The following is a 14883-nucleotide window of genomic DNA, read 5'->3' as shown; positions in this document are numbered from 1 at the left end:
CGTCAGAGGGTGGGAATACTGTGGAACGCTGTGCGCGACGAACTGGTGTGGATCGACTGCGAGATGACCGGCCTCGATCTCGGGTCTGACCGACTCATCGAGATCGCGGCCCTGGTGACCGACTCGGAACTCAACGTGCTGGGTGACGGCATCGACGTCGTCATTCACACCGACGACGAGGCGCTCGACGGCATGGTCGACGTGGTCGCGACGATGCACCGCAAGTCGGGCCTCACCAACGAGGTGCGGGCGTCGACGACCAGTCTCGCTGCCGCCGAGGAGATGGTGCTGGACTACATCCGCACCCACGTCAAGGCCCCCAACACCGCGCCGCTGTGCGGCAACTCCATCGCGACCGACCGGGGCTTCATCGCTCGCGACATGCCGACCCTCGACGGCTTCCTGCACTACCGCATGATCGACGTCAGCTCCATCAAGGAACTCTGCAGGCGCTGGTACCCGCGGATCTACTTCGGCCAGCCCGAGAAGGGGCTCGCGCACCGCGCCCTGGCCGACATCCACGAGTCGATCCGCGAGTTGAAGTACTACCGCCGCACGGCATTCGTCCCCGCTCCGGGACCCGCGACCAGCGACATCGCGGCCGTCGCGGCCGACCTGGGGCCCATGGGCAACGGCGAAGTGGCAATCGATTCGGCTACCGAGCGTCCGAGCGGCTAGTATCTACGACGCCGCAGTGCCCACTTCGGGCCGGCGGCGATGGTGGCTGTAGTTCAGTTGGTAGAGCACCAGGTTGTGATCCTGGCTGTCGCGGGTTCGAGTCCCGTCAGCCACCCGGTAACGGAACGGGCCCGCCGCACTCAGTGCGGCGGGCCCATTTCGTTGAATCCGGTTCGGGGCTAGACGTCAGCGTTGCCGGCCTTCCACTGCTCCCACGGGATGTTCCAGTCACCCAGGCCGTCAGTGCCCGGCAGAACCGATCCGACGGTGTTGGTGACGTCGACGATGTCGCCGCGCTTGGTGTTCTCGTAGAACCACTTCGCGTTGCTGGTGCTGACGTTCAGGCAGCCGTGGCTCACGTTGCTGTAGCCCTGGCTGCCCACCGACCACGGGGCACCGTGGACGTAGATGCCGCTGTAGGACATCTGGGTCGCCCAGTCGACCTCGGTGCGGTAGCCGTTCGGGGAGTTCGACGGCACGCCGTACGTCGAGGAGTCCATGACGAGGTGCGAGTAGCGGTCTCCCACGATGTAAGTGCCGTTGTTGGTTGGCGTGCTGCTCTTGCCCATCGAGATGGGCATGGTCTTGATGACCTCGCCGTTGCGGCGGACCGTCAACGTCTTGGTGTTGTCGTCCGCCGTCGCGATCACCTCGTCGCCGATGGTGAAGCGGGTGCTGACGTTGTCCTGCCCGAACAGACCGTCGCCCAGGTCGACGCCGTAGGTGTTCACCGCGACCTCGACGATGGTGCCCGGCTTCCAGTACTGCGCGGGACGCCACCGGACCTCTTGGTTGCTCAGCCAGTAGAACGCCCCCTCGACCTCGGGGGTGGTGGAGACCTTGATCGCGTTCTCGGCGGCCACCCTATTCGGGATGTTCTCGTCGAACCGGATCGCGATGGGCTGGCCGACACCGACGACCTCGCCGTCGTTCGGCAGGACGTAGGGCATCGTGAGGTTCTCGGGCGAGTGAGTCTGGAACGTCATCGACCGATTGGTGACGCCCCCGAGACCGAGCGACTGAGCGTTGAGGGTGTAGCGCGCGTTGTAGTCGAGCGGATCGGTGGTGGTCCACGTCAGCCCGTCCTTGCTGAGCGCACCCACGACGTTGGCGCCGTCTTCGTCGGTCATGGTGACCGCGCCCAGCACGCCGTCCTCGGCCTGGACGGTGACGGGCGAGTCGACCGTCACGCCAACCGCGCCGTCGGTGACCGACGCCGTCAGCTTCGGCACCAACAGATCGCTGAACGGCGTGCCCTTGTCAGTGATGGTCTCGGGCTGAGGCGCGGCGGACGGCGAGCTGTTGCAGCCGCTCAAACCCAGCACCACGGCAGGCACCAGCAGCAGGGACACCATCAGCGCCGGATGGCGACGCGGACGGGTCACCGAATGGACTCGCCACATGATTGGCTCCACCTCACGACTCAGGATTCAACGTGACGACGACCGGCGTCAGTTGTTGGCAATAGTCTAAGGGAAACCGCCGACAAGGGCGCGATCGTTACATTCGGCCCTCGCGACGGCCGTCTGAGGGCGTGATTTCACCTGCGCCGCGCCGCCTGTTATCGTCTCTCACGCGCGCCGTTAGCTCAGTTGGTAGAGCAGCTGACTCTTAATCAGCGGGTCCGGGGTTCGAAACCCTGACGGCGCACCACCCGAAGACCCCGCCACGGCGGGGTCTTCGTCGTTTCCGGACATCCGAGCCCTGGATGACGTTCCTCACAACGCGCCGATCATTGGCCCCCGCTTCCGCCTCCCCACTGCGCCGCGTCGCCCACCGAGAATTGCCGCTGACGTCTGGGCAATTTCGCCCAAGCGCAGCTAGCAAGGCGTTTCTGGGTGTGCTGGATTCACCTGCACAGCGGCGGTTTCGCCGCCGAAACGTAACGATACCCGGCGTAGCGTAACTCGTTGATCAGGCAGTTCACTCCGTTTCACCGACTCCAAAGCTGGGTAAGCCTGGTACAGTCGGAGTTAGCTGGTGAACGTACGGGCAAGAAGCCTGACAGCAGTTAACGGGGAAGTGAGGTCTTAGCTAGATGAGAACATCCAGCGCGCCGACTTCCACCCTTGCAGCCGAAATCATCGAAGAGGTCGACGCGACGGCGCCCGAGTTGCTGGCGATCCACAACTGCAGCCGCCTCGGCCGCAGGGCGAATCCACCCCGTTCGTGGTTCGCCGACATCTTTCGGCCGAACCGCCGGAGCTGACCAAGGACCGGTTACGCCGGTCAGCGATTCCTGGCGCGCTTGACGAGGACGACGAGCACCACGGCGCCCAGGCCTGCCAGTGAGGCTGCCACCGCGGGCTTCTTGACGAAGTCGATCGCGGCGGCCTTCACATCGTCGGCAATGCGGCGGGGATTGGCGCGAACCGCCAGAGCATCCACCGTCGAGGCCAATTGATCACGCGCCTGGTCGATATCCCGCTTGATGGTGTCCGGATCTCTATCCGCCACGTCAGCCCTCCAACTCGCCTCGCGCCTTGTCGCACTACCCTAGTTCAGGCGCTACCCCGTCGCGTCGCTCGCCCCGGGCGACCGCCGACGGCGAGCTACGGCCGACCGAAGGGAATCACGCATGGCACCGACGCCCCGCCTCCAGGTAGGCGACACCGCCCCCGCGTTCAGCCTCACCGACGCCGACGGCAACACCGTCGCTCTCGAGGACTTCAAGGGACGCAAGGTCGTCGTGTACTTCTACCCCGCCGCCTCCACGCCCGGGTGCACGAAGCAGGCCTGCGACTTTCGCGACAACCTCGCCGAACTCAACGACGCCGGCCTCGACGTCGTCGGCATCTCACCCGACAAGCCGGCGAAGCTGGCGAAGTTCCGGGACGCCGAGGGCCTGACGTTCCCGCTGCTGTCCGATCCCGACCGCGCGGTGCTCACCGCGTGGGGCGCCTTCGGGGAGAAGACCATGTACGGCAAGACGGTTCAGGGCGTGATCCGTTCGACGTTCGTCGTCGACGAAGAGGGCAAGATCGAGGTCGCGCAGTACAACGTGAAGGCCACGGGTCACGTCGCCAAGCTGCGCCGCGACATCTCGGTCTAGTCGCTGCCCAGAGCCTCCAACAGCAGCGCCTCGGCGGTCGCGGCGCGTTCCAGGACCCCGAGGTGCAGGCTCTCGTTGATGCTGTGCGCCTGCGTGTCCGGGTCCTCGACGCCGGTCACCAGGATCTTCGCCTCCGGGTACGCCTTGGCGAACTCGGCGATGAACGGGATGGAGCCGCCCACACCCGCGTCGATGGCGTCGGCACCCCATGCCTGGCGGAAGGCCGCACGTGCGGCGTCGTAGACCGGGCCGGTCGCGTCGATCGCGTACGGCTGACCGACGTCGCCGGGGGTCACGGTCACCCGGGCACCCCACGGCGCGTGCTGCTCGAGGTGACGGGTGAGAGCCGCCAGGTGTTCGCCGGCGTCACCGCCGGGAGCGACGCGCATGCTGACCTTGGCGCGCGCCCGCGGGCGCGCGCCCGCGGGATCAGGGTGTTCGACGCCGAGGCGATCGGCGTGGTGTCGATGCCGATGACGGTGATCGCGGGCTTGGCCCACAATCGCTGCACCACACTGCCGGAACCGATCTCGCGGACGCCGTCGAGGAGTCCCGCGTCGCGCCGCACCCGTTCGGCCGGGAAGTCGACGTCGGCCGCCGACGCTTCGTGCAGACCCGCCACGGCGACGTTCCCGTCGTCGTCGTGCAGGCTGGCCAGCAGACGGACCAGTGCGGTCACGGCATCGGGGGCGACCCCGCCCCACATGCCCGAGTGCAGCCCATGGTCCAGCGTCGACACCTCGACCACGCAATCGGCGAGGCCGCGTAGCGACACGGTCAGGGACGGGAGATCGGGGCTCCAGTTGTCGGAGTCGGCGATCACGATGACGTCGGCGGCGAGTTCGTCGCGATGCGCGGCGAGCATGGCGCCCAGCGAGGGCGAGCCGGACTCCTCCTCGCCCTCGACGAACACCGTGACGCCGACGGGCGGGTTGCCGTCATGGGCGCGAAACGCGGCGAGATGCGTTGCGATGCCTGCCTTGTCGTCGGCGGTGCCGCGGCCGTAGAGCCGGCCGTCGCGTTCGGTGGGTTCGAACGGCGGCGAGTGCCACTGCGTGCGGTCGCCTTCGGGCTGCACGTCGTGGTGCGCGTACAGCAGGACCGTCGGCGCACCTGGCGGCGCCGGATGGTGCGCGATCACCGCGGGTGCACCGCCCTCGCTGACGATGCGGACGTCGCCGAAGCCTGCGTCGGACAACAACTTCGACACTGCCTCGGCACTGCGCCTAACCTCGTCGCGTCGCGCCGGGTCGGCCCATACCGACTCGATGCGGACGAGCGCCTCGAGATCGGCACGCACGGACGGCAGGACTTCGCGCACACGCGCGGCGACATCGGTCATGACACCAGGCTAGTGGCTCACTTTCGCAGCCACGAGCGTGCGTGAACTCGGCTCCGGACGCGGCGTGTCGCCCGCAGACACGCACGCTCGCCGGAAGGGGCTAGGTGGCGGTCTCCAGGACGGCGACCGCCGCGGCGGTGTCGCGCTCATGGGTGAGCGACAGGTGGATGGTGATGTCCTTCAGGTGCTCGGCGATGGCACCCGACAGCCGGACCTTCGGCCGGCCCCACATGTCGGTCACGATCTCGATGTCGCGGTGGATGCCCTCGGGCAGCATCGGCCGCTTGGAGAACCGTGACCCGGACCACGCCTTGATCACGGCCTCCTTGGCAGCCCATCGCGCCGCAAGATGCCTTGCGGCAGAAGAACTCTTGTCTGCCGCGTCGCGACGCTCACCCGGGGTGAACGTCTCCGCGAACACCGTTCCCGGCTGATCCACCTGTTCGGCGAAGTCCGGTATGGAGACCAGATCGATGCCCACTCCCACGATGCTCACGCCGCGACGCTACCCCAGCCCGACTCCGTCACCGCGCGTACCAGCCATCCGCGCCGAGCCGCGACGACGCGTCGAGGAGCATGTCGGCCTCCTGCCGCTTCTCCGGCTCGTCGTGGTGGAACCGGCGATCAGCCGGCTTCTCGTACAGCGCGGGGCCACCGGCGATCGCCGACGCGAGCCTGCGCTGCCCGGCGAGCACGCGCTCACCGGCACGACGCTGGTAGTCCTCGCGCTGCTCGGGATCGAGTGCGGCCAGGAACGCCTGCGGGTGCACCAGCGCCACCAGACCCGACACGTGACCGAAGCCGAGGCTCGTCACGAGACCTGCCTTGAGCGGGAACTTCTCGCCGAGGTGCAGGGTCTCGCGCACCCAAACGAAGTGCTGTGCGTGGTCCAGCTCGTCGTCGACGCAGTCCAAGCTGCGGTTCGGCGGGATGACGCCGTCGCGCAGCATCTGGCACATCCCCATCATCTGGAACGCCGCCGCGCCGCCCTTGCTGTGGCCCGTCAGGCTCTTCTGGCTGACGATGAACAGCGGGTTGCCCGTCGACCGGCCCATCGAGGCCGCGAGCCGCTCGTGCAGCTCGGTCTCGTTGGGATCGTTGGCCAGCGTCGACGTGTCGTGCTTGGAGATCACGGCGATGTCGTCGGCACCGACGCCGAGCTTGGCCAGCGACTTGGCCAGCTGCGACTGCCTGCCGCCACGCCCTGCGCCGAGGGCGCCAAGGCCCGGAGCCGGGATCGACGTGTGCACGCCGTCGCCGAACGACGACGCGTACCCGACGACCGCCAGCACGGGCAGACCCATCTCCAGTGCCAGGTCACCGCGGGCCAGCAGGATCGTGCCGCCGCCCTGGGACTCGACGAAGCCAAGCCTGCGCCTGTCGTTGGCGCGGGAGAACTTCGAGTCGCTGATGCCCTTGGCGCGCATCGACTCGGTGTCGGCGGTCGCCGCCATGTCACCGAAGCCGGTGATGGCCTCCAGCGTCAGGTCGTCGTAACCACCGGCGACCACGAACTCCGCCTTGCCGAGCTTGATCTTGTCGACGCCCTCCTCGACGGACACCGCGGCCGTGGCACATGCCGCCACCGGGTGGATCATCGAGCCGTAGCTGCCAATGTAGGACTGCACGACGTGACCCGCGAAGACGTTCGGGAGCACCTCCTGCAGGATGTCGTTCGGCTTGTTCTTGCCCAACAGGTTCCCGTGGTACATCGTCTGCATCGACGTCATGCCACCCATGCCGGTGCCCTGCGTGCTGGCGACCAGGCTGGGGTGCACCCAGCGCATCAGTTCGGTCGGGGTGAAGCCCGAGGCGAGGAACGCGTCGACGGTGGTGACCAGGTTCCACAGCGCCAACCGGTCGATCGAGTTCGTCATGTCCGGCGTGACGCCGTAGACCGTCGGATCGAACCCGGTGGGGATCTGCGCGCCCACGGTGCGGGAGAGCTTCACCTTGCGGGGAACCCGGATCTCGGTGCCCGCCTTGCGGGTGACCTGCCAGTCGGACCCGTCCGGCACCGGCGCAATGACCGTGTGCTCGGGGTCGAACTGCACGAACGCCCGGGCGTCGGCCTCCGACGACACCACGAAGGTGAAGTCCTTGTCCAAGAACACCGAGACCAGCAGCGGCGCAGCGTGATCGGGATCAATCGCGCCGTCGTCCACCCATGACCGGATGCCGACCCGCTCGAGCACCGTGTCGTGGTAGCGCTCGACCAGTTCACCCTCGTCGACGAGGTCGCCCGAGGACGTGTCGTACCAACCCGGCTTCGGGTCGTCCTCCCACTTGACCAAACCGGTCGTCCACGCGAGTTCCAGCACGCCTGCGGCCGACAGTTCGCCGGACACCTCCGCCTCGAAGCGCGTGCGCGACGAGCCGTACGGCCCGAGTTCGGCACCGCCGACGATGACCACCAGGTCGGCCGGGTCGACGTCCAGGTCGTCCCAGGCCGGCGGCGGCGCCGCGGTGTACCCGCGCGGCGGCGACGGCAGGGCGCGAATGGTGCGTCCATCCGCCTCGTCGGCGTCGGGCTTGGACTCGGCCAGCATCTCCTCGCGCGCCTTGGCGGCGAGTTCGGCCATGTCGATCTCGACGTCGCCGAGTCCACCGGTCAGGTCGGCGTGCAGCGGCGCGCGGGCTGCGGCCACCTTGGACTCGATGTCGCACAGGGCGAGCAGCATCGAGGCCATCTCCGCGGTGGAGTAGGTCGTGACCCCAGCCTCTTCGACGGCGCCGACGATGGCGTCGTTGTGTCCCATCAGGCCCGTGCCCTTGGTCCAGCCGATCAGGGCGTGGGCCAGCGACACGCGCTGCGACCACGAGGTCTCGGCCTTCCACCGCGTGACCACGGCGTCGAGCGCCGACTTGGCCTCGCCGTAGGCGCCGTCGCCACCGAACATGCCGCGGTTCGGAGAGCCGGGCAGCACCACGTGCAGACGCGACGCGATGTCGCGTTCTGCGCCGATGTGCGACAGCCCGCCGATGAGCCGCTGCACGGCCCACAGGAGCACCTTCATCTCCATCTCGGAGCGCGAGCCCGCCTCGGACATGTCACCGGCCACCCGAGGTGCGGCGAACGGGAACAGCAGCGTGGGCGTCAGGGCGTCCTTGAGGTGAATCGACTGCGGCCCAAGGTTCTCCGACTGCTCGTTGCCGACCCAGTCGACCAGCGCGTCGATGTCGGCGTAGGACGCCATGTTGGCCGGGACGACCCACAACGTCGCGTCGAACCGGGCGTTGTCGCGGTAGAGGGCCTTGTAGAACCCGAGCCGGTCGTCGTCGAGCTTGCTCGTCGTGGCGATGACCGTCGCACCGCCGTCGAGCAGCTGAGCGACCACCGAGGCCGCGATCGACCCCTTCGACGCGCCGGTCACCACGGCGATCTCGTTGGCGTAGCGACCGCTGGCGGGGTTCTCCGCGCCGGCCGCGGCGCGGCCGTACAGCGACGCGTGCACGTTGCGGCCTGCGGCCAGGGCCTTGCCCTGCCACCAGTTCGCCTGCGTCGCAACGACGTGCCCGGCACCCTCGAAGCGCTCGGAGAGTCGCTTCCAGTCGCCGTCGATCTCGTCCTCCTCGGCCAGCCACAGCCGGGCGAGGTCCTCGCGGGCACTGGCCCACCGGTCGTCGAACAGCACCGCCTTGCGGCCGTCGAACGTCGGTGCCACCAGACGGGGCCAGTCGGACCCGAGTTCGGCGGTCACCAGGTCGACGAGTTCGGCGTCGTTGACCGATTCGCCGACGCTCACCGGCGCATCGTGGCCGAGCTGATTCAGGATCATCCGGGCCGCGGAGGCGAGCACGCCGTCGCGTCCGGTCACCGTCTCGGCGAACTCGGTGAGGGCGGCGGAATCCACCACGCCTCCCCCGGCTCCGCCTGCCGACGGCAGCGACACCGCGATGCCGCGTCGCGCTGCGACCGCACCGACCGCCGCGTCGACGACCTTGTCGAACGTCGCCGCGTCGGGCAGCGCTCCGTCGTGCAGACCGCCGAGGCTGCCGCCGCGGACGCTGCTGCCCTCACGGGTTCCCAGCGCCACTTCGGCCGTGACGTGCTTGGCCCAGCCTGCGCCGAGTTCCCATGCCTTGGTAACGCGTTCGGCGATCGCCGCCGGGCGCTTGCCCGACGGGCCGAGCACCGTGCGCAGCTGGTCGTTGATGGCATCGGAGAGCACCGGACCGAACGGCTTGTACGTACGCGCCAGCTTGGTCACCTGCCCCTTGAGGCCGGCCAGATCCGCTTCGCCCGCACCGTCGATGGCACCGAGGTTGAGTTCGGAGCCAAGGTCCACCAGCAGCTGGTTGCGGCGTGACGACGCACCGTCGGTGATCGACTCGATGGAGTCGAGCGACTCGATCTGATCGACGCGCATCTTCGCCGACAGCGCGATGAGCGCCATCGTGGCGTCGGCCGCGTCGAACGTGATGTCCTCTGGGCGTGGGCCACCCGACGGCGCCGCGGCAGGCGCCGGGGCCGTGGGGACCGCCTCGACCGTCGCCGCCTCGGCGGCCGGAGCGGCCGCCGCAGGTGCGTCTTCGGCCTCGGGCTCCGGGTCGGTGTCGGTCGCGAACAGCACGGCGGCGTCGCGCTCGGAGTTGAGCACCTCCGTGGTGTTGTGCGAGTACTCCGGCAGCTTCAGGGTGTTGGTCGCCAGGCCCGCCACCGTCGGCGCGGACTTCACGCCGATCTCGACGAAGCGCTCGATGCCGAGACCGCCCGCGGCCTCCTCGATGAAGAGCAGGTCCTGGGTCTCGATCCAGCGCACCGGGCTGGCGAACTGCCACGCGAGCAATTCGATGACGACCTTGCGGCACAGCTCGCGCGGCCGCTCGTTGAGCCAGGTGTCGTAGTCGGCGAGGATCTCGTCGAGCGGCTCGGCGGGGACCAGGTCCCGGATCTCCTGGATGAAGTCACGGTCCAGCGTGAACGGCCGCGGCACCAGGTTCGGGATGTAGCGGCCGATGAGCAGTGCCGGGTCGGCGTCGCGCGGCATGACCCGCTCCAACGAGCGCCGGAAGTCGGCGACGCCGACCCGCAGCACGGAGCTGTGGAACGGCACGTCGATGCCGGGCACGAGGATGAACGACCGCTTGCCGCCGCTGATCTCGCGACGCTTCTCGACCTCTTCCTCGAGGACCTCGAGACCACGCACGGTGCCGGCGATGGCGTACTGCGAGCCGCGCAGGTTGAAGTTCACGATCTGCAGGTACTCGCCCGTGCGCTCGGAGATCTCGGCGACGAAGTCGGTGACGTCGTCGTCGTCGAGGTCGATCTGCGACGGACGGATCGCCGCCAGCCGGTAGTTGGACCGGCCGTGCTCGTCACGCGGGACGATGTCGTGCATCTTGCTGCCGCGGTGGAACACCACCTCCAGCAGGGCTTCCAATTCGTACACGCCCGACACGCAGGCCAGCGCGGTGTATTCGCCGACCGAGTGACCACAGGCGATGGCGTCCTCGACGAACGCACCCTGCTCGCGCATCTCGGCGACCTGCGCCGCCGCGACGGTCGCCATGGCGACCTGGGTGAACTGCGTCAGGTACAGCACGCCCTCGGGGTGCTGGTAGTGCACGCCGCTGGCGATCAGGCTGGTCGGGTTGTCCCGCACCACGTGCAGCACGGAGAAGCCGAGCGTGTCGCGGGTGAACCTATCGGCCGTGTCCCACACCTTGCGGGCGGCCTTGGACCGGGCACGGACCTCCATGCCCATGCCCTTGTGCTGAATGCCCTGGCCGGGGAAGGCGTAGACGGTCTTGGGTGCCGCGAGCTGCGCTGTGGCCGCCATCACCAGTTCGTTGTCGACCTTGGCGGTGACCTCGATGATCTCGGCGCCACGGTCGATGCCGACGCGGTCGACGCGGAAGTCGATCTCGTCGCCGGGCAGGACCATGCCGAGGAAGCGCGACGTCCAGCCAACCAGTCGCGCAGGCGGGGTGGCCCGCCCGTCGGTGGCGGTGACGACGTGCTGCGCTGCGGCCGACAGCCACATGCCGTGCACGATGGGCGTCTTCAGCCCGGCGAGCAGTGCGGCGGCCCGGTCGGTGTGGATCGGGTTGTGGTCACCCGACACCACGGCGAACGCACTCATGTCGGTGGGCGCGGTGACCGTGACGTCGCGACGGCGACGGCGCGGGGTGTCGGTGGCGTTGTCGGTGATCGCGCCGCCGGCACGCACCGGATCGGTCAGCTCGGCGGCGCCGCTGCGGCCACGGATGGCGAAGCGCTCCTCGAGTTCGGCCAGCACGGTGCCCGAGGCGTCGGCGATGGTGACCGACACGGGGACGACGCGGCCGACCTCGGTGTCGACGGCGGCCGAAGCCGTTGCGGTGACGGTCAGTTCGGCCTTCGACTGGGGCATCGGCGCGAGCAGGTGCGCAGCGTGGTCGAGGTGCACCAGGCTGAGCAGACCCTCGACGACCGGGAAGCCGGTCTCGGTGACGGCCGAGCCGATGACCGAGAAGACGGCCGGCCAGCAGCGGCCGACCAGGGCGTCGGGCACCAGGGTCAGGCCAGGTGCCAGCGGAGCCCCGAACGTGGCGGTGACACCGGTGTGGTCGGCGACCTCCTCGGGATCCCAGGACACGGTGACGGTGGTGCTGTCGTCGTGCACCTCCGGAAGTGCCTCGGGGCCTTTGACGTTGGCCGCGATCGCCAGCACGGCGCGCATCGCCGCCGAGGCGTCCTCAGTGGTGACCACCGGCATGCCGCCGTCGACCGTGGTCGCGGGCAGCGTGAACCGGATGGTGATCCAGATGTCGGACAGCGGGACGCTCAGCGTCACCTGCTCCCCGATCAGTTCCAGGCGCGAACCGGTGGACGGGTGTGTCGCAGAACGGTTCTCGTTGACCTGCCACTCGTTCGGCGAGCCGATCCGATGGACGGGGTTGATCGCGGTGCGACCGGCCCACAGCACGTCGGGTGAATCGAGGACGACACCCAGCGGTCCGGTGACGTCGGCGCGGGCCTGACGGCGCGACACCACGGCGACGGGCTGTACGCCTGCGGCGAGCACCTCGTCGATCGATGCCTTCTCGAAGCGGTCGAGCAGGTCGCCGACGGGCTCGTCGACGCGGGTGATGCCCTCGACGGCCTGGGTGCCCGGGATGATGCACACCTGGTCGGCGGTGTAGCGGGCGTCGTGCGCCTGCCACAGCGAGTCGCTGCGCCACCAGCGGCGCACGTCCTTGTCGATGACGGGCACGAAGTTGACCGGCTTGCCCAGCGTCTTGCACAGCGTGATGAAGAACGGGACGTCGGCGGGGTGCAGCTTGACCGTCTCGGCGTCGGGGTACCGCTCGAGCAGTGCGGCCAACGCGCGCTCCGGGTCCTCCAGCAGTTCCTCACCGGTCTCGTCGACGGTGTAGAGCGACTCGATAGGTCCCGAATCCTGCGGGTGCAGACGGGCTTCGGCGCGCTTGAGCATCTCCTCGAAGCGGTCGCGCCAGCTGACGTCGAGCCACGGCGAGCCGTCCTTGCGGGTGTCGGCGGTGCTCGATCCGTCGCCGATGGCGAGTTCGACGTAGCGCCGCAGCCACTGCAGGTAGGTCATGTCGTCGACGTCGCCGAAGTACGGCTTGGCCGTGACGGCCATCGCGGCGATGATCTCGTCGCGACGCTCGGCGACCGCGTCGGCGTCACCGGCGACGTCGTCGAGCAGGCGGCCGCAGCGGGACGCGGCGTTGTCGATCTCGTGGATGTCGGCGCCGAGCTGGCTGCGCCCGGATGCCATGCCGCCCTGGGCCTTTCCGGCGCCGACCCACGCGGGAGTACCGGTGGTGTCGACCAGCAACTGCTTGACGGCCGGCGAGGTGGTCGCCTCGAGCGCGGCCATCGCCGCGGTGCCGACGAGGATGCCGTCGACCGGCATCAGCGGGAAGCCGTACTGCGTGGCCCAGCGGCCCGACAGGTATTCGGCGGCCCGTTCCGGCGTGCCGATGCCGCCGCCGACGCAAATCGTGATGTTGGCCGACTTGCGCAGGTCGCCGTAGGTCGAGACCAGGAGGTCGTCGAGGTCTTCCCAGGAGTGGTGGCCACCGGCGCGGCCGCCCTCGATGTGCACGATGACGTCGCGCTCGGGCACCTCGGCGGCGATCTTGATGACCGACTTGATCTGGTCGACGGTGCCGGGCTTGAAGCAGATGTGCGTGATGCCGATGCCGTTGAGTTCCTCGATGAGGGCGACGGCCTCGTCCAGTTCGGGGATGCCCGCGGTGACGACGACGCCGTCGATCGGCGCGCCGGACTGACGTGCCTTCTGCACCAGGCGCTTTCCGCCCAGCTGCAACTTCCACAGGTACGGGTCGAGGAACAGCGAGTTGAACTGCACGGCGCGGCCCGGCTCGAGGAGCTGGGTCAGCTCTTCGATGCGCGCATCGAAGATGGGTTCGGTGACCTGGCCACCGCCGGCCAGCTCGGCCCAGTGGCCGGCGTTGGCGGCCGCCGCGACGATCTTCGCGTCGACGGTGGTGGGCGTCATGCCCGCGAGCAGGATCGGCGACCGGCCGGTCAGGCGGGTGAACTTCGTCGACAGCTTCACCTTGCCGTCGGGCAGGGTGATCGCCGACGGCGCGTAGCTCGACCACGCGGGACCGATCTCGGGAGCGGCGCCGACGGTGAACAGGCTGCGCTGTCCGGCGCGGGTGGCCGCGGGAACGATGCCGACGCCCAGTCCGCGGATCACGGGGGCGGTCAGGCGGGTGAGGGTGTCACTGGGGCCGAGGTCGACGATCCACTTCGCGCCGGCGTCGTGGAGTCGCTCGACCTCTGCGACCCAGTCGATCGGCTTGACGAAGATCGCCTCGGTCATGGCGTGGGCGAGGTCGGCGTCGATGCCGGTCCTGGCGGCCCACCCGTCGACCACGGACACGCCGTCGGCCAGGCGCGGCGTGTGGAAGCCGACCTCGACCTGGACGCCGTGGAACACGGGGCTGAACACGGCGCCGCCACGCAGCCTCGCCTTGCGCTCGGCCTCTTCCCGCTCGGTGATCTTCGAGCAGTACAGCTCGAAGCGTGCGAGCTGCTCGGGCGTGCCGGTGATGACCACCGAACGGCGGCCGTTGCGGATCGACAACACCGGGGGCAGCACGGTGCGGACGTCGGTGGAGAAGTCCTCGAGCAGCTCGGCGATGCGGTCGGGATCGGCGTTGGTGACCGACACCATCGGCGATTTGTCGCCTCGCCCGACCATGCCGCGACGACGGGAGACCAGGGAGCCCGCCGCACCGATCAGCTGCAGCAGGGCGAGCAGCTCGGCGTCGCGTGCGCCGCCGGCCTTGAGCGACTCGACGGCGACGATGCCCTGGGAGTGTCCGGCCATCGCCACGGGCGGAGTGCCCTGCAGATCGAGGCCCTGGCGTTCCACGGCGCGCATGGCGGCCATCTGGGCGAGCAGGATGCCGGGTCCGGAGATCGCGGCAGTGGTGAGCTGCTTGGCGGTCGGCAGCGTCTCGTCGGCGGCCAACGCACGCACCCACTGGATGGGCTCGAAGCCGACCGGACGGACCACGACCAGTTCACGGGCGACGGGCTCCAGGAGGAGCGCGGCCTCGCCGACGACCTCGCTGAGTTCGGACTCGATGCCCGCCGAACTGATCAGTTCCTCGAGGTTCTCCAGCCAGTTGCCGCCCTGGCCGCCGAACGCGACTGCATAGGGTTCACCGGCGTTGAGCTGATCGACCAGCGCGTGCGCCGTGTGGGTCGATGTCGATCCGACCGCTCCGCGCCCCGTCGAAACCCTGTCGTGTTCGTTGATCGTCACGTGTTGCCATCTCCTCGTGCGCTGCTCGCGCGTATTGCTCGTCGTCGGCGTTCGTC

General features: G+C 68.9%; 7 protein-coding genes, 2 tRNA genes and 1 pseudogene. 4 read left to right on the top strand and 6 right to left on the bottom strand.

What is annotated here, in order from left to right:
• The first annotated feature begins 30 nt into the window (after positions 1-30).
• Both orn and G6N61_RS28830 read left to right on the top strand, forming a co-directional pair.
• Complete coding sequence (gene orn / locus G6N61_RS28835) at positions 31-678, top strand: oligoribonuclease (protein WP_163924264.1); 648 nt, start codon at positions 31-33, stop codon at positions 676-678.
• A gap of 42 nt (positions 679-720) precedes the next feature.
• Positions 721-793 (top strand) — tRNA-His (locus tag G6N61_RS28830).
• A gap of 64 nt (positions 794-857) precedes the next feature.
• Here G6N61_RS28830 and G6N61_RS28825 read toward each other — a convergent pair.
• A complete protein-coding gene (locus G6N61_RS28825) occupies positions 858-2081 on the bottom strand; it encodes a L,D-transpeptidase (RefSeq protein ID WP_163924263.1) in 1224 nt (407 codons plus the stop codon).
• Between the two features lie 174 nt (positions 2082-2255).
• Between G6N61_RS28825 and G6N61_RS28820 the strand changes: the two genes are divergently transcribed.
• Positions 2256-2331 (top strand) — tRNA-Lys (locus G6N61_RS28820).
• A 576-nt stretch (positions 2332-2907) separates the two neighbouring features.
• Here G6N61_RS28820 and G6N61_RS28815 read toward each other — a convergent pair.
• Positions 2908-3135 (bottom strand): DUF3618 domain-containing protein, encoded by a 228-nt coding sequence (locus G6N61_RS28815; RefSeq protein ID WP_163924262.1) that lies wholly within the window; start codon positions 3133-3135, stop codon positions 2908-2910.
• A gap of 121 nt (positions 3136-3256) precedes the next feature.
• Here G6N61_RS28815 and bcp point away from each other — a divergent pair, with 121 nt between their 5' ends.
• Complete coding sequence (bcp, locus tag G6N61_RS28810) at positions 3257-3730, top strand: thioredoxin-dependent thiol peroxidase (protein ID WP_163924261.1); 474 nt, start codon at positions 3257-3259, stop codon at positions 3728-3730.
• Here bcp and G6N61_RS31375 read toward each other — a convergent pair.
• The 4 genes and pseudogenes from G6N61_RS31375 to G6N61_RS28795 form a co-directional block, all read right to left on the bottom strand.
• Complete coding sequence (locus G6N61_RS31375) at positions 3727-4230, bottom strand: M20/M25/M40 family metallo-hydrolase (protein WP_407666336.1); 504 nt, start codon at positions 4228-4230, stop codon at positions 3727-3729. The two genes, bcp and G6N61_RS31375, sit on opposite strands and share 4 nt — an antisense overlap.
• A pseudogene (locus G6N61_RS31370) lies at positions 4200-5072 on the bottom strand (M20/M25/M40 family metallo-hydrolase); the annotation flags it as partial. The pseudogene G6N61_RS31370 and the gene G6N61_RS31375, both read right to left, overlap by 31 nt.
• A gap of 100 nt (positions 5073-5172) precedes the next feature.
• Positions 5173-5568 carry a holo-ACP synthase AcpS gene (gene acpS, locus G6N61_RS28800; protein ID WP_163924260.1) on the bottom strand — a complete coding sequence of 132 codons (396 nt, stop codon included), beginning with the start codon at positions 5566-5568 and terminating at the stop codon, positions 5173-5175.
• A gap of 28 nt (positions 5569-5596) precedes the next feature.
• A complete protein-coding gene (locus tag G6N61_RS28795) occupies positions 5597-14827 on the bottom strand; it encodes a type I polyketide synthase (protein ID WP_163924259.1) in 9231 nt (3076 codons plus the stop codon).
• Positions 14828-14883: the final 56 nt, after the last annotated feature.

The organism is Mycolicibacterium arabiense, assembly GCF_010731815.2.
Classification (GTDB): Bacteria; Actinomycetota; Actinomycetes; order Mycobacteriales; family Mycobacteriaceae; genus Mycobacterium; species Mycobacterium arabiense.
The sequence above is the reverse complement of the archived record's forward strand: the minus strand, read 5'-3'. Positions and strand labels throughout refer to the sequence as shown.

What these genes read in the sequence shown, in the direction of transcription:
- bcp (WP_163924261.1), top strand. Translation starts at nt 3,257, where the DNA reads ATGGCACCGACGCCCCGCCTCCAGGTAGGCGACACCGCCCCCGCGTTC.
- G6N61_RS28825 (WP_163924263.1), bottom strand. Translation starts at nt 2,081, where the DNA reads ATGTGGCGAGTCCATTCGGTGACCCGTCCGCGTCGCCATCCGGCGCTG.